The following is a 22,191-nucleotide window of genomic DNA, read 5'->3' as shown; positions in this document are numbered from 1 at the left end:
CACCGACAGGAAGGAGTCATCATGCGCCCCTCGTACGATGACCTCGACAGCACCACGCCCTCCCGCGGCCCCCGCGGCACCGGTCCGCGCGGCCCCCGCTTCGGCGGCGCGCGGCAGCACCACGGCCACGGCTTCCCCGGCCGCGACCGCGGCGACCACGACCACGGCGGACGCGGCGGCTTCGGCCCCGGGTTCGGCGGACGCGGCGGCTTCGGCCCGGGCTTCGGTCCCGGCTTCGGCGGCGGCCCCGGCTTCGGGCGCGAGCGCCGCCGTCGCGGCGACGTCCGCCTCGCGATCCTCGGCCTGCTCGCCGAGGGCCCGCAGAACGGCTACGCCGTGATCAAGACCATCGCCGAGCGCACCGGCGGCGCCTGGAAGCCGAGCCCCGGCTCCGTCTACCCGACGTTCCAGCAGCTCGTCGACGAGGACCTCGTCGTCTCGAACGGCGACGGCCGCAAGACGCTCTTCGAGCTCACCGACGCCGGCCGCGCCGAGGCCGAGGCGAAGGCGGACGAGATCGCCGCCGCGTTCGACGCCGCGCCGGGCATGCCCGACACGCAGCGCGAGTTCGTCGAGGCCCTCCGCAAGGCCATGGGGGTGCTGCACATGTACCGCACCAGCGCCTCCGACGAGCAGACCAGGGCCGCGACGGCGAAGGTCGACCAGCTCCGCAAGGACCTGCTGCAGATCCTCGCCGAGTAGCGCCGTCCGTCAGCCGGTCACCTGCTTCCCGAGACGCGCACAGGCCGACTGGTCTCGCGACCGCGACCGCGAGAACGGTCGTCCAGCGCGAGTCCCGGAACGGGCCGCCCGGGACGAGCCGTCAGGACGCGTCGATGAACGCGGCCACGTCGACGAGCTCCTCGGCGGACACCGCGTGCGGCAGACCGGCGTACGTCCGGTCGGTCACGTCCGCGTGCGCCGCGGCCCATGCCTGCGTCCGGGCGGTGGCCTCGCCCGGGATCACCGGGTCGAGGTCGCCGTGTCCCAGGAAGACCCGCGGACGGACGGCCGCGACCGCCTCGTCGCGGGAGTCGGTCACCCCGGGCACCACGAACCCGGACAGCGACACCGCGAAGGCGAACGCGGCCGGTCGGGCACGCAGGAGCTGCAGCGCCATCGACCCGCCCTGCGAGAACCCGAGCAGACCGATGCGCGGGTGGTCGGCGGACACGGCGTCGATCCAGTCGAGGACACCGGCGACCGCGGCGTCGACCGGCTCGAGCGCCGGGGAGCCCGGCGTGCCGAGCGGGTACCAGGAGAACCCGGGACCCCACCGCATCGGTGCGCGGAGCGATGCGACGGTCCAGACGGACGGCAGCGCGGGCGCGAGGCCGAGCAGGTCGCGCTCGTGGGAGCCCACCCCGTGCATGGCGACGAGCAGGGGCGTGCCCGTGCGTTCCCCGGTCGGACGGGTCCACTGCACGATGTCCGCATCGATCACGGGGACCACGCTAGCCGTCCACGGCGACCGCGCCTCCCGCCGAACTCGCCGGGGCGACTGGTAGACACGGTGCATGGCCTCGCTGCGCACCCCCGACCCCGACTCCGGCTGGCTGTCCGACGAGGAGCTCGCCGAGGTCCGTCGTCGACTGCCCATCTGCTACGTCGAGGCCCTGCCCGTCCGGACCGACGGGCTCGGTGTCGTGACCGAGGTCGGCGTGCTGCTCCGTGTCGCCCCGAGCGGCTCGATCGCGCGCACGCTCGTCTCCGGCCGCGTGATGTTCGGCGAGTCGATCCGCACGGCGCTCTTCCGACACCTCGAGAAGGACCTCGGTCCGATGGCGTTCCCGCAGCTCCCCGCGAGCCCCACGCCCTTCACGGTGGCCGAGTACTTCCCGCTCCCCGGCGCTTCGGTGTTCACCGACGAGCGGCAGCACGCGATCTCCCTCGCGTACGTCGTCCCCGTCACCGGCACCTGCGAGCCCCGGCAGGACGCCCTCGAGCTCACGTGGATGAGCCCGATGGAGGCAGCCTCCGACGCCGTCGCCGAGGAGATGGAGGGCGGCCGCGGTGCACTCCTGCGCGCCGGCCTCGCCTCGGTCGGCGCCCTGCACTAGCGGCACCTGCGCCAGCGGGCCCCTGCACCAGCGGCACCCGCGGTGCCGACCGATCCGACACCCCCGCACACGACGGAGCCCCCGGAACCGTGCGGTTCCGGGGGCTTCGCAGCTCGGTCGTGGACCGGCTTCAGTGCTTCTCGTCGCGGAGGGAGTCCGCAACGCCGTGCGCTGCGCCCTTGACGTCGTCGACACCCTGCTTGGCCGACGCCTTGGCCTGGTCGGTCTGACCCTCGGCCTTCAGCTTGTCGTTGCCGGTCAGGTTGCCAACGCCCTCCTTGACCTTGCCGACGAGCTTCTCGCCGGTGTGGTTCTCTTCGCTGCCAGCCATACGGTCTCCTTCCAACGACGGACGATTCCCCGTCGGCCACTCGCGCGGCCGTCGGTGAAGGAGAACCTACGCGCGGGGACACCCGGTGCTCCCACCGGGCGTCCAGGTTCCGGACGCCGACGCGGAAGCGACGGGACGCCGACGCGGGAGCGACGGGACGCCGCCGGACATCGGCGGCGTCCCGTCACCTCGACGGACCACTCCGGCCCGAGCGGACCGCTCAGTGGCGGTCGGCTGCTCAGTGACGGTCGGCAGCCCCCGCCGGACGCGATGCGCGACGCGAGCCCCCGCGGCGACGACCGCCGCCGGACTCACCCGCACCGGAACGACCCGCTGCGTAGCCGCCCTCGGACGACCACACCGGGGCGGACCCGCCACGGACGACGTCACTCGACGCCCGACGGCTCCCGCCCGAACGACGCTGCCCACCGGCGGCCGCGCCGCCCGACGCTGCAGCACCCGAGCCCGAGCCGTTGCCGCGACCGGCACCACCGGCGCGCCCGGTACCACCAGCGGAGGCCGGAGCCCCCGCGGTGACCGGACGACCACCGCGACCACCGGCGGCGCGACCCGAGCCGCGACCGGCCGAGGCGGTCTCGGGAGCCTGCGTCGAGCCTCCCGACCGACCGCCGCGACCACGGCGACGACCGCCGCCCGCGGACTCGGCGAGACCCGTCTCGGTCGCACGCGGCTGCCGCTGGCGCTGCTGCTGTGCGGGCTGCTCCGGAGCGAGGTGGCGGATCGGCGCGACCTCGCCGACGAGCGACGCGACGGCCGGCGAGGTCGCGGTGACCTGCTGCGGGGTGACCTTGATCGCGGCGGCACGCATCATCTGTGCGACGTCGCGGCGCTCGGCCGGCAGCGTCACGGTGACGACGTCACCCGAGGACCCGGCACGTGCGGTGCGGCCCGAACGGTGCAGGTACGCCTTGTGCTCGGTCGGCGGGTCGACGTGCACGACGAGCTCCACGTGGTCGACGTGCACACCACGGGCGGCGACGTCGGTGGCGACGAGCACGAGGGCCTCGCCGGAGGAGAACTTCGCGAGGTTCCGCTCACGCGCACCCTGCGACAGGTTGCCCTGCAGGTCGACGGCCGGGATGCCCTGGCTCGTGAGCTGCTTCGCCAGGCGCTTCGCGTGGTGCTTGGTGCGCATGAAGAGGATGCGGCGGCCGGTGCCCGAGGCGAGCGCGCGGACGAGGTCCTTCTTCGCGTCGGCGTCGGCGACCTCGAACAGGTGGTGGGTCATCGCCTCGACCGGGCTGGTCTCGTCGTCGACCGAGTGCATCACCGGGCTGTGCAGGAACTTCTTGACGAGCTTGTCCACGCCGTTGTCGAGCGTGGCCGAGAACAGCAGGCGCTGCCCCTGCTCCGGGGTCGCCTGCATGATCTTCGTCACGCCGGGCAGGAAGCCCATGTCGGCCATGTGGTCGGCCTCGTCGAGGACGGTGACCTCGATGTCGCCGAGGCTCACGTGCCCCTGCTGCATGAGGTCGGCGAGGCGGCCCGGGCAGGCGACGACCACGTCGACACCGGCGCGGAGCGCGTCGACCTGACGGCCCTGGCCCACGCCGCCGAAGATCGTCGTCGTGTTGAGGCCCATCGACTTCGCGAGCGGGGCGAGGGTCGCGTCGATCTGCGTCGCGAGCTCACGGGTCGGGGCGAGCACGAGCGCACGGGGGCGGCCGGCGCGGCGCGGGCGACGGCTCGCGGCCAGACGGGCGGCCAGGGGGATCGCGAAGGCGATCGTCTTGCCGGAGCCGGTGCGCCCGCGGCCGAGCACGTCCTTGCCCTGCAGGGAGTCGGGGAGCGTGTCGGCCTGGATCGGGAACGCGGTCTCCTTGCCCTGCTGGGCGAGGGACTGGACCATCGGCGCGGGGACGCCGAGGTCGGAGAAACGGATGTCCTGGTTGGTCATGGTGACCTTTCGGGCCGGCTCGTGCCGGCCGTGGGCGCGCTGGCATGTGGCGCGCGGGCGGGAACCCCGCGTCAGCAGAGGCTGACGCGGTCGCCGCAGCAGAGAGCCTGGCACCGGGATGTCGGTGCGCGATCATCGACCGGATGAGGGTCGGGAGTCGGGGGCGTCCGTACGACGCACGAGGCGATCGGCGCCTCGAGTACCACCAGCATAGCGGGTGCTCGTCGAACGAGCCGGGGCCGTTCGCGTCGGGCGTGCGACGTGGCGTGCGATGATCCCGTGGTGCGCACGCGATCCGTCCTCCTGACCACCGCGATCGCGCTGGTCGCCGTCCTCGGCAGCGCAGGCTGCGCCGAGGCCGCGACACCCGCCGGGTCGACGGCCTCCTCGTACCGGAACCTGCCGACCTCCGGGCGCCCCGACTACCAGCTCGGCGGTGGGTACACGCCGCCGTCCGGGGTGACGATCGTCGAGCGGGACAGCACCGACCGCCCGGCCGCCGGGAAGTACTCCATCTGCTACGTCAACGGCTTCCAGACCCAGCCGGGAACGCTCGCCGGGTGGGAGCGCCGGGCGCCGTCGGCACTGCTGCGCGACGGTTCCGGCGAGCTCGTGGCCGACCCGGGCTGGCCGGACGAGGTGCTCCTCGACACCCGGACCGCCGCGAAGCGCGCCGCGATCACGAAGGAGCTCACGAAGTCGGTGGCGCGGTGCGCCGACCGCGGGTTCGCCGCCGTCGAGTTCGACAACCTCGACTCGTGGACACGGTCGGGGAAGCGACTGACCCGCGCGGGGAACCTCGCGCTGGCGGCGACGCTCGTCCGGCTCGGGCACGACCGCGGTCTGGCCGTCGGGCAGAAGAACACGCCGCAGCTCGGGAAGGCCGGGCGGCAGTCGACGGGCTTCGACTTCGTCGTCGCCGAGGAGTGCGTGCAGTACGACGAGTGCTCGGCCTACACGGCCGCGTACGGGAAGCGCGTGGTCGACGTCGAGTACGCGGACACGCTCGACCGCTCGTGGGCATCGGTGTGCCGCCTGCGCGACCGCCCGGCCATGACGATCCTGCGGGACCGCGACCTGGTCACCCCGGCGTCGGACGAGTACGTCTTCGAGCACTGCTGAGGACCCCGTCCGGTCCCGTCCCGGCCGGCGCGACGCAACGTCGGCGGCAGCGCGCAGGAGTCCAGCGCTGCGAGACCTCGCCGACGTTGCGTGTCGCGGAGGGCGCGCGCACGGCGGTCGGCCGGGAGGCACGGTGTGCCTCCGCCGCGCGCGTCGCGGACGGCGGGCGGTCGCCTCAGGCGGGCCAGGCGTCGCGCAGTGCCGCTGCGGCCTGGTCGGCGGACAACCCGGCCGCTCGCGCGGCGGCGGCCAGGGCGTGCGCTGCCCCGGCGACGGCGTCGGGCACCTCGGCCGGCCGCACCACCCGCGTGCCGGCGCCCCGGGCGGTGTGCACGAGCCCGGCCTCCTCGAGCAGCTGGTAGGCCTTCGCGACCGTGCCCGCGGCGAGCGAGAGCTCCTCGGCCAGGGCCCGCACGCTCGGCAGGCGTTCCCCGTCCACCAGGTACCCGGCGGCGATCTGCGCCGCGATCTGCGAACGGACCTGCTCGAAGGGCGGCACCCGGCCGCCCGCGTCGAGTGCCACGAGTCCCGTCATGCGATCCACCCTTGCGTCCTGTCCGTGTGCTCGTGCGTGCGTCGTGTCAGAAGTCGTACTGCTCGCCGACCGGGATCGGCACGGCGACGGTGTTGCCCGGGGGCGCGAGGGGGCACGCCCACGCCGGGTCGTACGCGCACGAGGGGTTGTACGCGAAGTTGAAGTCGAGGACGAGCTCGCCGTCGTCGCCGCCGAGGTCCGCACCCTTGATCGTGTCGAGCAGGTACCGCCCGCCGCCGTAGGTGCCGCGGGCACGACCGGCGCTGGCGTCCTTCACGGGCACGAAGACCCCGCCCGCGTAGCCGCCGTGCGACCAGACGTCGAGCGTGCCGATGCCCGGCAGTCGCACGACACCGAGCCGGTCGAAGTGCACGACGCCGTCGGTGCCCGTCTCGACGTCCATCGCACGGGGCTCGGCGGACTCGATGCGCGCGCGGAACCGCCACTCGGGGTCGTAGTCGGGCACGGGCAGCGCTTCGAAGTCGCGGGCGTCCTCGTCGAGCAGCGGACTGGCCGGGTGCTCGGCGAACATCGCGTCGCGGGTCTCGCGCCACATCGCGTGCGCGGTCTCGGGGTCGGCCGTCGCCCGCACCCGTCGGTACAGGTCGAACGTCATCCGCCGCCAGTCCACGGTGGCGAGGGTGCTGTGCACGCGGTCCTGGGCCCTCGGCTCCTGCGTCTGGCTCACGAGGACGAGCGTACGCCCGGGTGCTCCGGACCCGCCAGCGACGGGCCGGGGCTGTGGACGGTCCCCTGCGGGTGCTCCCGTGACGGCCCTGGCACACTGGTCGGACAGCGACCGACGAGGGGACGGGCGACGTGACCAGGGGAACGACGACCAGACGGACCGCCGCCGCGCGGACCACGGCGGGACGGGCGGCACCACGCGTGCACCGCTCGATCGCCCCGATCGTGGCGGGTCTGACCCTCGTCGCGGTCCTGAGCGGGTGCACGGTGTCCGCCTCCGCGAACCGGACGGTGTCGCCGTCGGGGTTCGAGGACGTGGTGGCCGACGCACTCGAACGCGAGGTCGGTCAGCGTCCGCTGGTCGACTGCGGTACGGACCCGATCGACCTGGTCGAGGGGAACACCGTGCACTGCGAGATCGGTGCCGAGGGTGACACGACCGTGTACGACTCCGTCGTCGAGCTGCGTGACGTCGACGGCACGGACTACGCCGTCCACGTGCAGGTGGACGAGCAGCCGAAGTCCTGACGGACGTCGCGCGTCAGTGCCCGGGACGGCCCCACGACGGGGCGAGCTGCCGCATCCGGAGCGCACGCCACTGCCAGATGACCCACATGCCCGGCCAGAGTGCGGCCCCGAGGAACGCGGGGCGCATCCGGTAGGTGAGCCGGTCGAGCAGCAGGGTCCGCCCGTCACCGAGGTCGACGGTGGCCATCCGGTGCCGCATGGTCATCCGCCCGAAGAGCCCCGAGGTGCCACCTCCGTTGTCGCGTTGCACCGGCACCCCGTCCACCTCGTACAGGTCGATGTCGACGTGCGTGTCGCCGCTCGGCACGACCCCGAGGGCGTCGGCGGTGATCGGGTGCGGGACGCCGGGGGTCCAGCGCTCCGGGAGTCCCTCCGGTGACCGTGAACGGTAGACGAGGAACGGCTTCGTGACGGCGACCATCACCGAGGGCGACAGCAGGGCGTCGCGGACGGCGTCGACCGGGGCGTCGAGGACGATGCGGAGACCGACGTGCATGCTGCGGACGCTACGCCGTGGCGCTGGGCGGGCGACGTCCCCGCGGGGGACGGTGCACCCGTGCGTCCGACGGGTCAGGCGTGCCGGGCGGCCCGACGCCGTGCGCCCTCGGCACGGTCCCGCGTGCGCAGGCGCTCGGTGAGCGACAGGCGCACGGTCGGCCACTCGGTGGCGGTGATCGAGAAGACCACGGTGTCGCGCAGCGTGCCGTCCCGGCCGATCGAGTGGCTGCGCAGGACGCCGTCCTGCTTCGCGCCGAGCGAGGCGATCGCCGCCCGCGACTGCTGGTTGTGCCAGTGCGTCCGGAACTCGACGGCGATGCAGTCCCAGGTGTCGAACGCGTGCGAGAGCAGGAGCAGCTTCGCCTCGGTGTTGATCCCGCTCCGCTGTGCCGCCCGCGCCAGGAAGGTGTAGCCGATCTCGACGCGACGGTTGGCGGTGTCGATGTTCGCGAAGGTGGTCGCCCCGACGACGCGACCGGTCGGGCGGTCACGGATCGCGAAGGGCACCATCCGCCCCGCCGCGTGCTCGCCGAGCCGCCGGTCGATCTCGGCCTCGACCCGGTCGGGGGCCGGCACCGAGGTGTACCAGGTGCGCCAGAGGTCGCCGTCCGCCACCGCCGCCCGCAGGTCGTCCGCGTGCTCGGCCGCCAGGGGCTCGAGGGTGACGCGGTCGCCGGTCAGCGTGGGGACGGTGGCGATCTCCATGGTCACCGATCCTACGGTCGCGGCACCGACAGCGGGGTCGAGCGGGCACAGGCTGTGGACCGGGCTCCTGTGGGGACGGACAGGGACCGACGGGGACGGACCGGGACGGACTGGGACGGCCCGCGGCTATCGTGGACCGGTGGCAGCACGCACCCAGGAGCAGTACCAGGTCCGGTTCGCGTGGGGGAGCGCCGGTGCCGACCGGATAGCGCACGGCACGCACCTCGTGGTGTGGGTGGACGTCCTGCCGGAACCGTCCGGGGGCGGGGCCGACCCCGCGGCACGGGCGCGGGCCGCGGCAGCCCTGCTGCCCGACGGTCCGGAGGTCGTGCTCGGCCACCTCGGCAACGCGGCGGCGGTCGCGGAACGGGTGACGAGCCTCCAGGCCGAGCGCGGGGACCGGTGCGTCGTCGCGGTCGTCGCCGCGGGCCGCACCACCGACCCCGGCGTCACCGTCGCGGACGCCGCCGGGGAGCCGACGGACGGCGCGGAGACGCCGGAGCCCGCGGTCGAGGACCTGCTCGCCGCCGGGGCCGTCGTCGACGCCCTCGTCACGGTCGGGATCGACCACACCTCGCCCGAGGCGGCCGCCGCCTGCGCCGCGTACACGGGACTCCGTCGCGCGGTGCGGCACCTCGTGAGCGCCGCCGAGGGCGCGGCGGACCTGGACCGGGAGACGGTGCACACGGCGCTCGCCGCGGGGCCCGAGCTCGTCGTCCTGCGGGAATCCGGCACCCGGGCGTAGCGTTCCCGATCGGGACCGGCGTCGCCAGGACGCCGCTGATCGCAAGGAGCACGTCATGAAGGCAGTCGTCGGCGACACCGTGATCGCGGAGGCTCCGCAGGAGGACCTCATCCAGATCGAGGGGAACTGGTACTTCCCGCCGTCGAGCGTGGCGCCGGAGTTCTTCTCGGAGAGCGACACCCAGTACCACTGCCCGTGGAAGGGCGACACGCAGTACTACACCGTCACGGTCGACGGTCAGGCGCTGCCGGACCGCGCCTGGACCTACCCCACGCCGATCCCGTCGTCGTTCGACCGGGTCGGCAAGGACTACTCGGGCTACTACGCCTTCTGGAAGGAAGTCCGCGTCGTCGACTGACGCGGGGACGACCCGGTCGTCGTCGTCCGGCGGGTTCAGCCGGCCAGCGTCAGCACCACGAGCGCCACGTTGAGGGCGACGATCACCAGCGCGATGACGCCCGCGACCACGCGGGTGGTCATCGCGTTGACGTCTTCGCCCATGATGCTCCGCCGTGACGTGTAGACCACGAGCGGCACGATCGCGAAGGCGATGCCGAAGCTCAGCACCACCTGGCTGAGCACGAGGAGCATCGTCGGGTCCGCGCCGACGGCCAGGAGCACCACGGCGGGCAGCAGCGTGACGAGCCGGCGCACCGCGACCGGGATGCGGACGTGCAGCAGCCCGTGCATGATCTCCGCGCCGGCCATGCAGCCCACCGAGGTCGACGCCAGACCGGACGCGAGCAGGCCGACCGCGAACAGCACGCCCACCACGGGGCCGACGTTCGCCGCGATCGCGGCCTGCGCGCCGGGGATGGTGTCGGTGCCCGCGACCCCGGGCAGCGTGGCGGCGGCGAGCACGAGCATGCAGACGTTGACGCCGCCCGCGACGACGAGGGCCAGCCCGACGTCCCACCGCGTCGCGACGAGCACCCGGCGGCGCTCCGGCCCGGCGGGGACGTCGCCGTGCCGGTCCCGTGCCAGGGCCGAGTGCAGGTAGACCGCGTGCGGCATCACCGTCGCACCGAGCATCGAGGCGGCGAGGAGCACCGACTGCGCGCCCTCGAACCGGGGGACCAGGCCGCTGACGAGCTCGCCGGGGGAGACCTGCGCGGACAGCAGGCCCGCGCAGAAGCCGACGGTGAGGACCGCGAGCATCGTCGTCACCACGGCCTCGAACGTGCGGGTGCCCCGGCGGCTGTGCAGGAGCAGGATCGCCATCGAGACCACGCCGGTGAGCACGCCGCCGACGACGAGCGGCAGGCCGAACAGCAGGTGCAGCGCGAGCGCCCCGCCGATGACCTCGGCGACGTCGGTCGCGGCGGCGACGACCTCGGCCTGGGCCCAGAAGAGCAGGCGCGGGGTGCGACGCATCCGCAGGCCCAGGTGTTCCGGCAGCGACCTCCCGGTGACGACCCCGAGCTTCGCCGACAGGTACTGGACCACGACGGCACTGGCGTTCGCGGCCACGAGCACCCAGAGCAGCAGGTACCCGTACTGTGCACCGGCGGTCAGGTTCGCCGCGACGTTGCCCGGATCGACGTAGGCGATCGCGGCGACGAAGGCGGGCCCGAGCAGCGTGAGGCCGGCGGCGCGGCGACGCGGCCGACCGGGACCGGGTCGGGGGCCGGGTCCGTCGGTGCCGTCGTCGAGACGTCCGGAGGGGGCACGGCGGGCGGCGGCGGTGTCGGACATGCCGACAGCCTGCCAGGTTTCGGCGTACCGAATCCTCAGATTCGGCGTGTCACGAGTCGTCCGGGCAGGGCGCCCTAGGCGGCCGCGCGTCGCGCCCGGTGCGCGCGGACCTTCGCGCGGTTGCCGCACCGCTGCATCGAGCACCACCGGCGGGTGCCGCCACGCGACGAGTCGTAGAAGACGAGCCCGCAGTCGTCCGCCGAGCACCGGCTGAGGCGGGTCGCCTGTCCGTCCGCGGCGACGTCGTCGAAGCCCACCTCGGTGAAGAGCGCCACCGCGTCGCGGGCCACGCTCGACAGCGCCTGGGCCAGACGGACCCGGTTCGCACCCGCGCGGCGTCGGCCCCCGGGCAGGCTCGGGGGCACGTCCGGCAGCGCCGCGAACAGGTTCACCGTGTCGATGTCGTCCGGTGCCGGCCGGGTCCGACCGGTACCGGCGCGGAGCCCGGCCGCGACCGCGGTCCGTTCGGCGGGGCCCGACGAGCCGACGGGGGCCGGGGCAGCGGCGACGGCCAGTCGTCCGATCGCGGCGCGGAGGGCTCGGGCGTCCTGCAGCTCCCGTGCCGTCGCGCCGACGTCGATCGGCTCGGTGTGGTCGCCGAGCCACTCGTCCAGGTCGGCCGGCGTCACGAGGAGCTCACCGAGCCGGGCGCGGGGGCGACGGCCGTCGGCATCGTCGGCGAACCCACCGGTGTGGGCGAAGTCCAGGGCGATCCGGCCGGCGTCGAAGAACCACGACGACCCGCTGTCCGTCCGGATGTGCTGCCCCGTGTGCATCCGCCCAGGCTAACGGCTCCCCGGCGCGCCTCCACGTGCCGGATCGATCATGCGGTAGCCGCGCGCCGCTCCCAGGTGATGAGGTTCCGGCCGTCGAAGCGTCGCGCGCACCGGGCGCAGGCCAGGGGGCGCGTCGGTGTCCGGTAGCGGAAGTGCTCGTGGCCCGCCGGACAGGTGCCGACCCACGGCGCGAGCTCCGACGCGACGGGCCCGTCGTACAGGCGGGAGCCGGTGTACCCGATGTCCGCCGCGGTGCGTCGCCAGACGGGACCGTGACCGGCACGGGGACCGGCGAGCGCGTGCGCGACCTCGTGCAGCAGGACCTGGTCCACGTCGTCGTCCGACACCCGGGTGACGATGTGCCGGCTCACCGTGATGCGTCGGCGGCCGAAGTCGCACTGCCCCGCGCGAGTCCTGGCGTGGTCGAACGCGAACGTCCACCCGCCCGGGCCGAGGTGCACCGCCAGCAGGTGCTCGGCTCGTGCACGGACCCGCTCGAGCGTCGCCGCGGGCTGCGTCGCCGCTGCGGGCTGCGTCGTCACCGTGCGCCGGGGTCCCGCAGGTCGTCGGTGGGCTCGTCGCGCGGCGCCTGACCCTTCTGCGCCGCCTTCGCCGCGATCCGGCCCCAGATGTCGTCGGCGTCGGTGCGTGCGGCGTCGGGTGCTCCGAGCACACGGCGACGGACCGGCGGGACCTGCTTGACCGGTTCGGCGACGCGGGTCGTCTGCGGCTCGTCGTCCTCGGCCCGGCGCGCGGCGACCTCGCGGGCGGTGCGGGGCTTGTCCTCGGGGGCCTTCGGCTGCGCCACCGAGGCGCGGAGCGCGGCCTCGACCGCGGTGCGGAGTGCCTCGGTGCGCTCCGAGGGAGCCCCTGCCTGCCGGAAGGCCTGGTAGGCACGCGAGAGCGCCGACCGGGCCTCGTCGAACCGTGACAGTTCGAACAGCGACCAGCCCTCGAGCTCGGCGGCGGCGCCCTCGAGCTCCGGCCACTCCTCGGTCCGGGCGGTGTCGCGCGCCATCGCGGCCTCGGTCGCGGCGCGCTCGTGGCGTCCCAGGTCGTGCAGAACGTGCGCACGACGGATGCGCGCGGCGACCTTGTCCGACCGCTCACCGGTGAACATCGTCAACCGGAAGACCTCCTCCGCGACGACGAGCGACTCGTCGAGCCGGCCGAGCAGGCGGAGGAGCTCGGCCCGCTCCGCCAGGGCCTCGGTGCTCCGGCTCTGCCCGAGGTCGCGCAGCCGCTGCTGCACGGCGTCGGCGTCGACGGCCGGCCGCAGGCTGATCGGCGCGAAGGTGCTCCCCGGGCTCACACCCGCGGTGACCGGGGCGGAGTCGCCCGGCGCGGCGTGACGGGGTTCCCGAGCGCGGTCGGGTTGCTGGCTGTCGTCAGGCGGGAGGGACATCGGTTCGAGGGTAACCGCGGGCTCCCGTGAGCGGGCGGTGCCACGCGCACGCGGGGTCCGAGAACGCGGAACGGCCCGCCCCGCTGCAGCGGGACGGGCCGTCGGTGGCACTCGTGGATCAGTTGCCGCCGGTGACCGCGGCAGCCGCGGCGATGCTGACCGCGATGAACGTCGCGAAGGTGGCGACGACGGCGAGGATGATCGCGAGGACACCCCAGACGCGACCCCGGCCCGCGACCGCCGCGATGATGCCCTGCACCAGGGCCCACAGCCCGAGGACGGCTGCGATGAGGATGATGATCGCCCCGCCGCCGAGCTGGCTCATCGCGGACGGGTCGTTCATGAGCTGCTGCTGCAGCTGTTCCTGCTGCTGCACCGATCCGCCGCCGTCGCGCGCGATCTGCTCGAGTGCGGCGTTGCCCGCGAACGCGGCGCCCAGCACGGCACCGCCGACGACGCCGAGCACGAGCGACAGGACCCCGAGCGCGAACGCCACGAGGCCGACGGTCTTCTTCTTCTTCGCCGGCTTCGTCTCCTCGGAGGACTGCCACGCCGGGCTGCCTGCACTCGCCGGCGCCGAGGACGCCGCGTAGGGCTGGTGCGACCCCTGGTGCTCGCCCCACGTCGGGGACTCGTGACGGCCGTCGCGCTGGTCGTACCGACCGTGCTGGTCGTGCTCGCCGTGCTGCGGCTGGCCGTACTGCTGCTGTCCGTGCTGGTCGCGCTCGCCGTACTGCTGCTGCTGCCCGTACTGGTCGCGCTCGCCGTACTGCTGCTGGCCCTGGTGCTGCTCGCCGTACTGCGGCGCCGATCCCGGTGCCGGGTCCACGCGCTCGCCGTAGCGGGGTGCGTCGTGCTGGTCGCGCTGGTCGCGCTGCGGCGCACTGCCCCAGACCGGCGCGTCGCCGTCGCCCGTCCGGTCCTCGTTGCTCCGGTCGTCGTTCGTCATCAGGGGACTCCCTCGGTCGGTCGCGCGGTCGCGCGGTCGTTGTCCCCCATCCTGGCAGCCGGATGCCCGACGTGTTCAGGGGGACTCGGCGCTCCTGTACCCGTCCCACGGCCGGGAGGCCCGGCACCGGACCGGCACCGGGCCTCCCGTCCGGCGTGTGGTCGGGACGCGACCGCGGGCTCAGCCGCCGAAGACGCTGCGGTTCGGTTCGGGGGACGCGACCGCGGTCGCGTCGGTGACGATGGGCGCGCCCGCCGTGAAGGCACGGAGCTCCTGCCCGTGCACCACCTTCGCCGGCATCGGGTCGGACGAGTAGCGCCGGGGCATGTCCGCCACGGGGAGGTCGGTCCGCGACCCGAGCAGCACGATGTTGCCGAACCGCCGCCCCTTGAGCATGCCGGTGTCGGCGACGGCCGCGACCGACGGCAGGACGGCCTGCAGCGTCGATGCCTGCCCGCGTGCGAAGGCCAGGCCGGCCCCGTCCGCGACGTTCACGGCGACGATCCCGGTGGGCGAGAGGAACTCCGCGACGGAGCGGTAGAACTCGACGCTCGTCACGTGCGCGGGGATCTGCGAGCCGCCGAACACGTCGACGACCGCCAGGTCCACCGTGCCGCGGAGGCCGGCCGGCAGCTTGCCGAGCACCTCGCGGGCGTCGCCGTAGCGGACCCGGATCGAGGCGCCGCGGGGGAACGGGAGCACCTCGCGCACGTGCTCGACGAGGTCCCGCTCCAGCTCCACGACCTGCTGCCGCGAGCCCGGGCGGGTGACGGCGACGTACCGGGGCAGGGTCAGTGCACCCGCACCGAGGTGCAGCGCCGTGATCGGTCCCTCCGGCAGGAGGTCGATCGCGTGTCCGATGCGCCGGATGTACTCGAACGCCAGGTGCGTCGGGTCCTCGAGGTCGACGTGCGACTGCGGCGTGCCGTCCACCACGAGCGTGAAGGACCCGGGGCGGTGCCGGTCCGGCTCCACCGACGCCCAGCCCGCACCGATCCGGAACCCGTCGAACGCATCAGCCATGCCTCCCATGGAACACCACCGTGATCCCCACCCGGACCACCACCCGTGGGTGGTGTGCTGCCGACCGCCGGCTCACGAGGCTGGGAGCACCGGTCGGGGACCCCCGCCGGACACCCCGTCGGAAGGCACACCCTGTCCACCCAGCTCATCGCGAACGCCGTCATCGGTCTCGTCCTCGTCGGCTTCCTGGCGTACCGGCAGGCGACCTGGCGGACGCTCGACCCGGCACGCGTCTGGCGTGCCCCGCTCGTCCTCGGCCTCGTCGGGGTCGTGGTGCTCGCGCAGTCGGCCGCCACCGTGACGACGCTCGACGTGCTCCTCCTCGGCATCGAGGTCCTGCTCGCGGTCGCCGTCGGTCTCGCGATGGGGTCGATGACCCGGTTCCGCGTGACCACGACCCCCGACGACCACGGCCGGACGCTGCAGGCGCGCACCGGCTGGGCGGGCGCCGGGCTGTGGCTGCTCCTGGTCGCGGTCCGCATCGGGCTCGACGTCGTCGGTGGACACCTCGGCGCGCACCTGCTCACCTCGACGGGCGCGATCCTGCTCGTCCTGGCACTGAACCGGGCCGCACGGGCACTGGTCGTCGACCAGCGCGTCCCGCGTGCGGCCAGCGGCATGATGGTCCGGTGACCAGCAGTCCGGACCCGCGGAGCACCACCGCTGCGTGGACCGCGCCCGTGCGCGACCGGTCCGGCTCCGTGCTCACCCGGGCGTTGCACCTGCTCGGCGTCCTGGTGGTCACGTACTGGTTCGTGCGCACCGGGACGGCCACCGGGCACCCCGCGTGGGTGTGGGTGACCGGGTCGGTGGCGCTCGCCGCCTGGGTGCTCCGTGTCGCCGCGCGACGGGAGCGCCTGCTGCTCGCCGCGGCCTGGGTCATGGTCGTCGCCGGGGCCGCCGTCGTCGTCCCCACGGGGGCGGTGGCGGTCGCCGTTCCGCTCGTGGGCGTCGTCGTCCTCGGTGCGAGCGCGCGGCAGCCGGCGTGGGTGGGGCCGGTCGCCGCGGCCGTGGCGCTGCTCGAGGTCGCGGGCGCCGCCGTGCCGGCCGGGACACCGGTCGGCCTGGTGCTCGGTTCCGGAGGCGGCCTGCTCCTGGCGGCCGTCGTCGGGTTCAGCCGCCGCCAGGCTCGTCTCGTCGAGGAACGCACCCGGCAGGCCGCGGTCGAGCAGCAGCGTGCCGGACTGCTGGCGGACCGGTCGCGGGCCGCCCGCGAGGTCCACGACGTCCTCGCGCACTCGCTCGGCGGGCTCGTCCTGCAGCTCGACGCGGTCGAGGCGCTGCTCGAGGCCGGCCGCGTCGAGGAGGCCACCCGGCGTGCCGGCGCGGCGCGGACCCTCGCGGCGTCCGGGCTCGCCGAGGCCCGACGTGCGGTGCACGCGCTGCGGGACGACACGACGGGGCCCGTGACGCAGCCCGTGGACCTCGCGGGGCTGGCCGACGCCCACCGAGCCTTCGGCGGGGTGCTCACCACGCGCGGCGACCTGGGCCTGGTGTCGGTCGACGCGGCGCACCGTGCGGTCGTGGTCGCGGCCACCCGGGAGGCGCTGAGCAACGCCCGCCGTCACGCCGCCGGTCGACCCGTGGAGCTGTCCGTGCGCGCGGCCGGCCCGGCGGTCGAGGTGACGGTGGTGAACGCGCTCGACCCCGCGGGCTCGGGCTCCGGGGCTGGTGGCGGGCTCGGTCTCGTCGGGATGCGGGAGCGGTTCGCGGAGCTCGGCGACGACTCGACCGTCACGGCCGGCGTGGACGGCCGGTCCTTCGTGGTGGCGATGCGCGTGCCGGCGACGACCGGCGGTGCAGGGGAGCGGGCGTGACGATCCGGGTGCTCGTGGTGGACGACCAGGCGATCGTGCGGGACGGCCTGGTCACGGTGCTGTCGCTCGAGCCCGACGTCGAGGTCGTCGGCGAGGCCGCTGACGGCGCAGCGGCCGTCGCGATGGTGGACGCCGACCCGCCGGACGTCGTGCTGATGGACCTGCGGATGCCGGGCACCGACGGCCCGACCGCCACCGCGGCGATCACGGCCGCACACCCGGGGGTCGCCGTGCTCGTGCTCACGACCTACGCCGACGACGCGTCGATCGTCGGCGCGCTGCGGGCCGGGGCGCGCGGGTACCTGACGAAGGACGCGGGCCGACGGGAACTCGCGACCGCGGTGCGCGCCGTGGCCTCGGGGCAGGCCACCTTCGACGCCGGGGTCGGTGCGCGGCTCGTCGCACAGCTCGGCGCGGGCCCCGGTGCCGACATCATCGGCGCCGGTGACGACCCCGAGGGCGGGATCCGTCACCGCTTCCCCGCGCTCACGCCGCGGGAGGCCGACGTGCTCGAGCGGATCGCCGCCGGTCGGACGAACCCGGAGATCGCAGCCGAGCTCTTCCTGACGGTGCCGACCGTGAAGTCGTACGTGAACCAGGTGTTCGCGAAGCTCGGGGTCCGCACCCGTGCCGAGGCCGTGGCCCGCGTCCTGCGCTGACGCAGCGTCCCTCCCCGCACGACCAGCCGACGTCAAGGGACACGACGTACCGTTCTCGTCGTCGTCACCCGACCGGTGTCGAGCACCGTGCGGCCGAGGCCGTGGTGTTCCGCCGGTCCGGGTGACCGCGACGTGGACCGGCACGACCCCGCGCGACCCCCACCGCGCCCGGGTGCCCCGCACGTCGTCGGCGCGCCCCGCACCCCCACCCGAGGCTCGCCGCCCTCCCGCGTGCGACGGCGCACGGCACCACGCGTGCGCCGTCCGACGACCCGGGCGCCCGCGGCAGGAACACGACTCCCGCAGGAGACCCGCGATGACCGACACCCTGAGCATCCCCACCCTCCGTCCCGCCCGGCGCGCGGCCGGCGTGCCACGCAGCCGGACCGGCTCCGCCGCGGCGGACAGTCGCCGGTCCGCCCGGCCGCACCGCGCCTCCCGGCCGGTGGCCGTCGACGGTGAGCGCGCTCCTCGGTGGATGCGCGTGGTCGGCGCCGTGCTGCTGCTCGGCGGGGGCGCGCTGACCGCGGCCGTCCTCGGTTGGCCGGGGGACGCACCGGAGGTCGCGCTGCTGCTGCCGGGCGTGGTCGCACTCGTGGCCGGTGCCCTGCTGCTGCTCGCCCGGACCGGCATCGCGGTGACCGACGCCGCCGTCGTCCTGCACTTCCGGCCGCTGCCGACGCGGCGGATCGCGCGGGGACGCATCGCCGACGTGACGGTGGCCGACGCGGACGCGCGCACCTTCGGCGGGGTGGGCCTGCGGCTCGGCCGCGGGGTGCGGGCGCTCATCCTCACGCCGGGCCGCGGCGTGCGGATCACGGACGACCGGGGGCGGGTGACCTTCGTCCGGACCGAGCACCCGGAGGAGCTGCTGCACGCGCTCGAGGACTGATCCGGGCCGCGCTGCGGGAATCCCGGGGCGGTCGGTGTGCTTATACACGCCATCGCCGAATCCGGTCAAGCCAGGACTGGACAGCGCGCGCCAGGGCGACCTATGATGACAGTTCGCGCTCCCTGGCATTCGTGTGTCGTCATATTGCGGTCGAACACGCGCCCTGGTGCAGCCGGTCCCGTATATGGCGGCGGGACCCGCTCACCGATCATCCCACAGGTCCTCGACGGTCGTTGCCGTCGTGCGTTCCGTGTCGGTGGTCCCGGGGTCGCGCCGAGCGATCAATCCACTCACCTACGTGCTGCTCGTCAGTACCGGCCCGACGGGGCCTACCGGAGGTCACACCCTTGGCTGCTGCGCCCAACGCATCCACCAACCCCAAGAACGGTCGCAACCACTCGCGACTCTCGTTCGCCAAGATCACGGACACCCTCACGGTGCCGGATCTGCTCGCCCTCCAGACGGAGAGCTTCGACTGGCTCGTCGGCAACGACGTCTGGAAGGCCCGCCTCGCCGAAGGACAGGAGCAGGGTCGCACCGACCTCGCGCTGCACTCCGGCCTCGAGGAGATCTTCGAGGAGATCTCCCCGATCGAGGACCTCGGCGAGACCATGCAGCTCTCGTTCACGTCCCCGGAGCTCGAGGACCCGAAGTACTCCATCGACGAGTGCAAGGAGCGTGGCAAGACCTACGCCGCGCCGCTGTACGTCAACGCCGAGTTCATGAACCACATGACCGGTGAGATCAAGACGCAGACCGTCTTCATGGGCGACTTCCCGCTCATGACCGAGCGCGGCACGTTCATCATCAACGGCACCGAGCGCGTCGTCGTCTCGCAGCTCGTCCGCTCGCCGGGCGTCTACTTCGAGCGCCAGCAGGAGAAGACCTCCGACAAGGACATCTACTCCGCCCGCGTGATCCCGTCGCGTGGTGCGTGGCTCGAGTTCGAGATCGACAAGCGCGACCAGGTGGGCGTGCGCATCGACCGCAAGCGCAAGCAGTCCGTGACCGTCTTCCTCAAGGCCCTCGGCCTGACGAGCGAGGAGATCATGGAGGAGTTCCAGGGCTTCGCCTCGATCGAGTCGACCCTCGAGAAGGACGCCGTCCTCACCAAGGAAGAGGCGCTCAAGGACATCTACCGCAAGCTGCGTCCGGGCGAGCAAGTCGCCGCCGAGGCCGCGCGTGCGCTCCTCGACAACTTCTACTTCAACTCGAAGCGCTACGACCTCGCCAAGGTGGGTCGCTACAAGCTGAACCGCAAGCTCGGCATCGACGCGCAGCTCTCGGACTCGGTGCTGACCGTGCAGGACATCGTCCGCACCATCAAGTACCTCGTCTCGCTGCACGCCGAGAAGACGACGCTCGACGGTGTCCGTGACGGCGAGCCCGTCCAGCTCCGTCTCGACGTGGACGACATCGACCACTTCGGCAACCGTCGCATCCGCGCCGTCGGCGAGCTCATCCAGAACCAGGTCCGCACCGGTCTGTCCCGCATGGAGCGCGTCGTCCGCGAGCGCATGACCACGCAGGACATCGAGGCGATCACGCCGCAGACCCTGATCAACGTGCGCCCCGTCGTCGCCGCGATCAAGGAGTTCTTCGGCACCTCGCAGCTGTCGCAGTTCATGGACCAGAACAACCCGCTCGCGGGCCTGACGCACAAGCGGCGTCTCTCGGCCCTCGGCCCGGGTGGTCTGTCCCGTGAGCGTGCCGGCGTCGAGGTCCGCGACGTCCACCCGTCGCACTACGGCCGCATGTGCCCGATCGAGACCCCGGAAGGCCCGAACATCGGTCTGATCGGCTCGCTCGCGTCGTTCGGTCGGATCAACTCCTTCGGCTTCATCGAGACGCCGTACCGCCGCGTCGTGAACGGTCAGGTCACCACGACCATCGACTACCTCACGGCATCGGAGGAGGACGACTTCGTCGTCGCCCAGGCCAACGCGCCGCTGACCGACGACTTCCACTTCCAGGACGACAAGGTGCTCGTCCGGAAGAAGGGCGGCGAGGTCGAGCTCGTCGGCAAGGACGAGGTCGACTACATGGACGTCTCGCCGCGCCAGATGGTGTCGGTCGCGACCTCGCTCATCCCGTTCCTCGAGCACGACGACGCGAACCGCGCCCTCATGGGTGCGAACATGCAGCGTCAGGCCGTCCCGCTGCTCCGTTCCGAGTCGCCGCTCGTCGGCACCGGCATGGAGGGCTACACCGCCATCGACGCCGGTGACGTCGTCACCGCCGACAAGGCGGGTGTCGTCTCCGAGGTCTCGGCCGACGCCGTGACCCTGCAGCTCGACGAGGGCGGCACGCAGACCTACTACCTGCGCAAGTTCGACCGCTCGAACCAGGGCACGAGCTACAACCACCGCGTCATCGTCTCCGCAGGCGAGCGCGTGGAGCAGGGCGAGGTCATCGCCGACGGTCCCGCGACGGAGAACGGCGAGCTCGCGCTCGGCAAGAACCTCCTCGTCGCGTTCATGCCGTGGGAGGGCTACAACTACGAGGACGCGATGATCCTGTCGCAGAACCTCGTGAAGGACGACACGCTCTCCTCGATCCACATCGAGGAGTACGAGGTCGACGCTCGCGACACGAAGCTCGGCAAGGAGGAGATCACCCGCGACCTCCCGAACGTCAGCCCGGACCTCCTGGCCGACCTCGACGAGCGCGGCATCATCCGCATCGGCGCCGAGGTCCGCCCCGGCGACATCCTGGTCGGCAAGGTCACGCCGAAGGGCGAGACCGAGCTCTCCGCCGAGGAGCGCCTGCTCCGCGCGATCTTCAACGAGAAGTCGCGCGAGGTGCGCGACACCTCGCTGAAGGTGCCCCACGGTGAAGAGGGCACGATCATCGGCGTCAAGGTCTTCGACGCGCAGGACGGCGACGACGAGCTCGGCTCGGGTGTCAACCAGCGCGTGGTCGTCTACATCGCCCAGAAGCGCAAGATCACCGCGGGCGACAAGCTCGCCGGTCGTCACGGCAACAAGGGCGTCATCTCGACGATCCTGCCGGTCGAGGACATGCCGTTCCTCGCGGACGGCACCCCGGTCGACATCGTGCTCAACCCGCTCGGCGTCCCCGGCCGCATGAACTTCGGCCAGGTCCTCGAGATCCACCTCGGGTGGCTCGCGAAGCAGGGCTGGAACGTCGAGGGCATCCAGGAGTGGGCATCCGCCCTGCCGGAGGCAGCGCACAGCGCGGCGCCCGGCACGAAGGTGGCCACCCCGGTGTTCGACGGTGCGTACGAGCGCGAGATCGAGGGGCTCCTCGACAGCACGCTCCCGAACCGCGACGGCGAGCGCCTGATCGGTTCCTCCGGCAAGGCGCAGCTCTTCGACGGCCGCTCCGGCGAGCCGTTCCCGGAGCCCGTCTCGGTCGGCTACATGTACATCCTCAAGCTGCACCACCTGGTCGACGACAAGATCCACGCCCGTTCGACCGGTCCGTACTCGATGATCACGCAGCAGCCGCTGGGTGGTAAGGCGCAGTTCGGTGGACAGCGGTTCGGTGAGATGGAGGTGTGGGCGCTCGAAGCGTACGGCGCCGCCTACGCCCTCCAGGAGCTCCTGACGATCAAGTCCGACGACATCCTCGGCCGCGTGAAGGTCTACGAGGCGATCGTCAAGGGCGAGAACATCCAGGAACCCGGCATCCCCGAGTCGTTCAAGGTCCTCATGAAGGAGATGCAGTCGCTCTGCCTGAACGTCGAGGTCCTCTCGGCGGACGGCCAGGCGGTCAGCCTCCGCGACACGGACGACGAGGTCTTCCGTGCCGCTGAAGAGCTCGGCATCAACATCTCCTCGCGGTTCGAGTCGTCGTCCGTCGACGACATCTGAGCCGGCCCGT

At 73.3% G+C, this 22,191-nt stretch carries 24 protein-coding genes; 11 read left to right on the top strand and 13 right to left on the bottom strand.

Annotation, left to right across the window (positions count from 1 at the left end; translation table 11 throughout):
• Nucleotides 1-21 precede the first annotated feature (21 nt).
• A complete protein-coding gene (locus J2X59_RS04810) occupies nucleotides 22-702 on the top strand; it encodes a PadR family transcriptional regulator (protein ID WP_326495866.1) in 681 nt (226 codons plus the stop codon).
• 121 nt (nucleotides 703-823) lie between these two features.
• Here the strand turns inward: J2X59_RS04810 and J2X59_RS04805 are convergent, their stop codons facing one another.
• Nucleotides 824-1,444 (bottom strand): alpha/beta hydrolase, encoded by a 621-nt coding sequence (locus J2X59_RS04805; RefSeq protein WP_326495865.1) that lies wholly within the window; start codon nucleotides 1,442-1,444, stop codon nucleotides 824-826.
• A 73-nt stretch (nucleotides 1,445-1,517) separates the two neighbouring features.
• Here J2X59_RS04805 and J2X59_RS04800 point away from each other — a divergent pair, with 73 nt between their 5' ends.
• Entirely contained in the window at nucleotides 1,518-2,060 is a 543-nt protein-coding gene (locus J2X59_RS04800) for an NUDIX hydrolase family protein (protein WP_326495864.1), read from the top strand.
• Nucleotides 2,061-2,190: 130 nt separating this feature from the next.
• Here J2X59_RS04800 and J2X59_RS04795 read toward each other — a convergent pair whose 3' ends face one another.
• Together J2X59_RS04795 and J2X59_RS04790 are read right to left on the bottom strand one after the other, a co-directional pair.
• A complete protein-coding gene (locus tag J2X59_RS04795; protein WP_066657109.1) occupies nucleotides 2,191-2,391 on the bottom strand; it encodes a CsbD family protein in 201 nt (66 codons plus the stop codon).
• A gap of 238 nt (nucleotides 2,392-2,629) precedes the next feature.
• Nucleotides 2,630-4,309, bottom strand: coding sequence for a DEAD/DEAH box helicase (locus tag J2X59_RS04790; protein WP_326495863.1), 1,680 nt, complete (start codon nucleotides 4,307-4,309; stop codon nucleotides 2,630-2,632).
• A gap of 282 nt (nucleotides 4,310-4,591) precedes the next feature.
• Here J2X59_RS04790 and J2X59_RS04785 point away from each other — a divergent pair, with 282 nt between their 5' ends.
• Nucleotides 4,592-5,431: an endo alpha-1,4 polygalactosaminidase gene (locus J2X59_RS04785; RefSeq protein WP_326495862.1), complete on the top strand. Its 840-nt coding sequence runs from the start codon at nucleotides 4,592-4,594 to the stop codon at nucleotides 5,429-5,431.
• 175 nt (nucleotides 5,432-5,606) lie between these two features.
• Here the strand turns inward: J2X59_RS04785 and J2X59_RS04780 are convergent, their stop codons facing one another.
• Together J2X59_RS04780 and J2X59_RS04775 are read right to left on the bottom strand one after the other, a co-directional pair.
• The gene (locus tag J2X59_RS04780; protein WP_066657105.1) at nucleotides 5,607-5,966 is read right to left on the bottom strand and encodes a GntR family transcriptional regulator; all 360 of its coding nucleotides are present in this window, start codon (nucleotides 5,964-5,966) and stop codon (nucleotides 5,607-5,609) included.
• Nucleotides 5,967-6,012: 46 nt separating this feature from the next.
• A complete protein-coding gene (locus J2X59_RS04775) occupies nucleotides 6,013-6,582 on the bottom strand; it encodes a DUF1684 domain-containing protein (RefSeq protein WP_066658792.1) in 570 nt (189 codons plus the stop codon).
• A gap of 272 nt (nucleotides 6,583-6,854) precedes the next feature.
• Here J2X59_RS04775 and J2X59_RS04770 point away from each other — a divergent pair, with 272 nt between their 5' ends.
• Nucleotides 6,855-7,181, top strand: coding sequence for a hypothetical protein (locus J2X59_RS04770; RefSeq protein WP_326495861.1), 327 nt, complete (start codon nucleotides 6,855-6,857; stop codon nucleotides 7,179-7,181).
• Nucleotides 7,182-7,194: 13 nt separating this feature from the next.
• On the opposite strand, the gene J2X59_RS04765 is transcribed toward J2X59_RS04770, so the two are convergent.
• On the bottom strand, nucleotides 7,195-7,677 hold the full coding sequence (locus J2X59_RS04765; protein WP_326495860.1) for a hypothetical protein: 483 nt from the start codon (nucleotides 7,675-7,677) through the stop codon (nucleotides 7,195-7,197).
• 74 nt (nucleotides 7,678-7,751) lie between these two features.
• The gene (locus J2X59_RS04760) at nucleotides 7,752-8,384 is read right to left on the bottom strand and encodes a GNAT family N-acetyltransferase (protein WP_066657099.1); all 633 of its coding nucleotides are present in this window, start codon (nucleotides 8,382-8,384) and stop codon (nucleotides 7,752-7,754) included.
• A 139-nt stretch (nucleotides 8,385-8,523) separates the two neighbouring features.
• Here J2X59_RS04760 and J2X59_RS04755 point away from each other — a divergent pair, with 139 nt between their 5' ends.
• Both J2X59_RS04755 and J2X59_RS04750 read left to right on the top strand, forming a co-directional pair.
• A complete protein-coding gene (locus J2X59_RS04755) occupies nucleotides 8,524-9,129 on the top strand; it encodes a hypothetical protein (protein WP_326495859.1) in 606 nt (201 codons plus the stop codon).
• Nucleotides 9,130-9,184: 55 nt separating this feature from the next.
• The gene (locus tag J2X59_RS04750) at nucleotides 9,185-9,487 is read left to right on the top strand and encodes a DUF427 domain-containing protein (RefSeq protein ID WP_066657097.1); all 303 of its coding nucleotides are present in this window, start codon (nucleotides 9,185-9,187) and stop codon (nucleotides 9,485-9,487) included.
• A 35-nt stretch (nucleotides 9,488-9,522) separates the two neighbouring features.
• Here J2X59_RS04750 and J2X59_RS04745 read toward each other — a convergent pair whose 3' ends face one another.
• The 6 genes from J2X59_RS04745 to J2X59_RS04720 all read right to left on the bottom strand — a co-directional run bounded on the left by J2X59_RS04745 (nucleotide 9,523) and on the right by J2X59_RS04720 (nucleotide 14,977).
• On the bottom strand, nucleotides 9,523-10,824 hold the full coding sequence (locus J2X59_RS04745; protein WP_326495858.1) for an Nramp family divalent metal transporter: 1,302 nt from the start codon (nucleotides 10,822-10,824) through the stop codon (nucleotides 9,523-9,525).
• A 74-nt stretch (nucleotides 10,825-10,898) separates the two neighbouring features.
• Nucleotides 10,899-11,600, bottom strand: coding sequence for a CGNR zinc finger domain-containing protein (locus J2X59_RS04740; protein ID WP_066657096.1), 702 nt, complete (start codon nucleotides 11,598-11,600; stop codon nucleotides 10,899-10,901).
• A 47-nt stretch (nucleotides 11,601-11,647) separates the two neighbouring features.
• The gene (locus J2X59_RS04735) at nucleotides 11,648-12,142 is read right to left on the bottom strand and encodes a SprT-like domain-containing protein (protein WP_066657095.1); all 495 of its coding nucleotides are present in this window, start codon (nucleotides 12,140-12,142) and stop codon (nucleotides 11,648-11,650) included.
• Nucleotides 12,139-13,005, bottom strand: coding sequence for a hypothetical protein (locus J2X59_RS04730; protein ID WP_271826694.1), 867 nt, complete (start codon nucleotides 13,003-13,005; stop codon nucleotides 12,139-12,141). Before J2X59_RS04730 ends, J2X59_RS04735 begins: the two co-directional genes overlap by 4 nt.
• 118 nt (nucleotides 13,006-13,123) lie before the next feature.
• Entirely contained in the window at nucleotides 13,124-13,954 is an 831-nt protein-coding gene (locus J2X59_RS04725) for a DUF4064 domain-containing protein (protein ID WP_326495857.1), read from the bottom strand.
• Between the two features lie 180 nt (nucleotides 13,955-14,134).
• Nucleotides 14,135-14,977, bottom strand: a complete 843-nt coding sequence (locus J2X59_RS04720) for a spermidine synthase (protein WP_066657081.1) — start codon at nucleotides 14,975-14,977, stop codon at nucleotides 14,135-14,137.
• Between the two features lie 45 nt (nucleotides 14,978-15,022).
• Here J2X59_RS04720 and J2X59_RS04715 point away from each other — a divergent pair, with 45 nt between their 5' ends.
• From J2X59_RS04715 to rpoB, 5 genes are all read left to right on the top strand, one after another.
• On the top strand, nucleotides 15,023-15,610 hold the full coding sequence (locus J2X59_RS04715) for a hypothetical protein (protein WP_326495856.1): 588 nt from the start codon (nucleotides 15,023-15,025) through the stop codon (nucleotides 15,608-15,610).
• Nucleotides 15,607-16,794, top strand: a complete 1,188-nt coding sequence (locus J2X59_RS04710; RefSeq protein ID WP_326495855.1) for a sensor histidine kinase — start codon at nucleotides 15,607-15,609, stop codon at nucleotides 16,792-16,794. The genes J2X59_RS04715 and J2X59_RS04710 overlap by 4 nt, the downstream gene beginning before the upstream one ends.
• Nucleotides 16,791-17,453, top strand: a complete 663-nt coding sequence (locus J2X59_RS04705; RefSeq protein WP_326495854.1) for a response regulator transcription factor — start codon at nucleotides 16,791-16,793, stop codon at nucleotides 17,451-17,453. The genes J2X59_RS04710 and J2X59_RS04705 overlap by 4 nt, the downstream gene beginning before the upstream one ends.
• A 316-nt stretch (nucleotides 17,454-17,769) precedes the next feature.
• Complete coding sequence (locus J2X59_RS04700; protein WP_326495853.1) at nucleotides 17,770-18,345, top strand: hypothetical protein; 576 nt, start codon at nucleotides 17,770-17,772, stop codon at nucleotides 18,343-18,345.
• A 347-nt stretch (nucleotides 18,346-18,692) separates the two neighbouring features.
• Complete coding sequence (gene rpoB, locus J2X59_RS04695; protein WP_066657077.1) at nucleotides 18,693-22,181, top strand: DNA-directed RNA polymerase subunit beta; 3,489 nt, start codon at nucleotides 18,693-18,695, stop codon at nucleotides 22,179-22,181.
• Nucleotides 22,182-22,191: the final 10 nt, after the last annotated feature.

The sequence above is a fragment of the Curtobacterium sp. 260 genome (genome assembly GCF_030803485.1).
Taxonomy (GTDB): Bacteria; Actinomycetota; Actinomycetes; order Actinomycetales; family Microbacteriaceae; genus Curtobacterium.
This window is presented reverse-complemented; position numbering and strand designations above follow the sequence as displayed.

Excerpts from the sequence above, each read along its gene's own strand:
- J2X59_RS04730 (WP_271826694.1), bottom strand. The coding sequence starts at position 13,005 with ATGTCCCTCCCGCCTGACGACAGCCAGCAACCCGACCGCGCTCGGGAA.
- J2X59_RS04740 (WP_066657096.1), bottom strand. The coding sequence starts at position 11,600 with ATGCACACGGGGCAGCACATCCGGACGGACAGCGGGTCGTCGTGGTTC.
- J2X59_RS04720 (WP_066657081.1), bottom strand. The coding sequence starts at position 14,977 with ATGGCTGATGCGTTCGACGGGTTCCGGATCGGTGCGGGCTGGGCGTCG.
- J2X59_RS04810 (WP_326495866.1), top strand. The coding sequence starts at position 22 with ATGCGCCCCTCGTACGATGACCTCGACAGCACCACGCCCTCCCGCGGC.
- J2X59_RS04700 (WP_326495853.1), top strand. The coding sequence starts at position 17,770 with ATGACCGACACCCTGAGCATCCCCACCCTCCGTCCCGCCCGGCGCGCG.
- J2X59_RS04745 (WP_326495858.1), bottom strand. The coding sequence starts at position 10,824 with ATGTCCGACACCGCCGCCGCCCGCCGTGCCCCCTCCGGACGTCTCGAC.
- J2X59_RS04725 (WP_326495857.1), bottom strand. The coding sequence starts at position 13,954 with ATGACGAACGACGACCGGAGCAACGAGGACCGGACGGGCGACGGCGAC.
- J2X59_RS04795 (WP_066657109.1), bottom strand. The coding sequence starts at position 2,391 with ATGGCTGGCAGCGAAGAGAACCACACCGGCGAGAAGCTCGTCGGCAAG.
- J2X59_RS04780 (WP_066657105.1), bottom strand. The coding sequence starts at position 5,966 with ATGACGGGACTCGTGGCACTCGACGCGGGCGGCCGGGTGCCGCCCTTC.
- J2X59_RS04800 (WP_326495864.1), top strand. The coding sequence starts at position 1,518 with ATGGCCTCGCTGCGCACCCCCGACCCCGACTCCGGCTGGCTGTCCGAC.
- J2X59_RS04765 (WP_326495860.1), bottom strand. The coding sequence starts at position 7,677 with ATGCACGTCGGTCTCCGCATCGTCCTCGACGCCCCGGTCGACGCCGTC.
- J2X59_RS04760 (WP_066657099.1), bottom strand. The coding sequence starts at position 8,384 with ATGGAGATCGCCACCGTCCCCACGCTGACCGGCGACCGCGTCACCCTC.
- J2X59_RS04790 (WP_326495863.1), bottom strand. The coding sequence starts at position 4,309 with ATGACCAACCAGGACATCCGTTTCTCCGACCTCGGCGTCCCCGCGCCG.
- J2X59_RS04775 (WP_066658792.1), bottom strand. The coding sequence starts at position 6,582 with ATGACGTTCGACCTGTACCGACGGGTGCGGGCGACGGCCGACCCCGAG.
- J2X59_RS04750 (WP_066657097.1), top strand. The coding sequence starts at position 9,185 with ATGAAGGCAGTCGTCGGCGACACCGTGATCGCGGAGGCTCCGCAGGAG.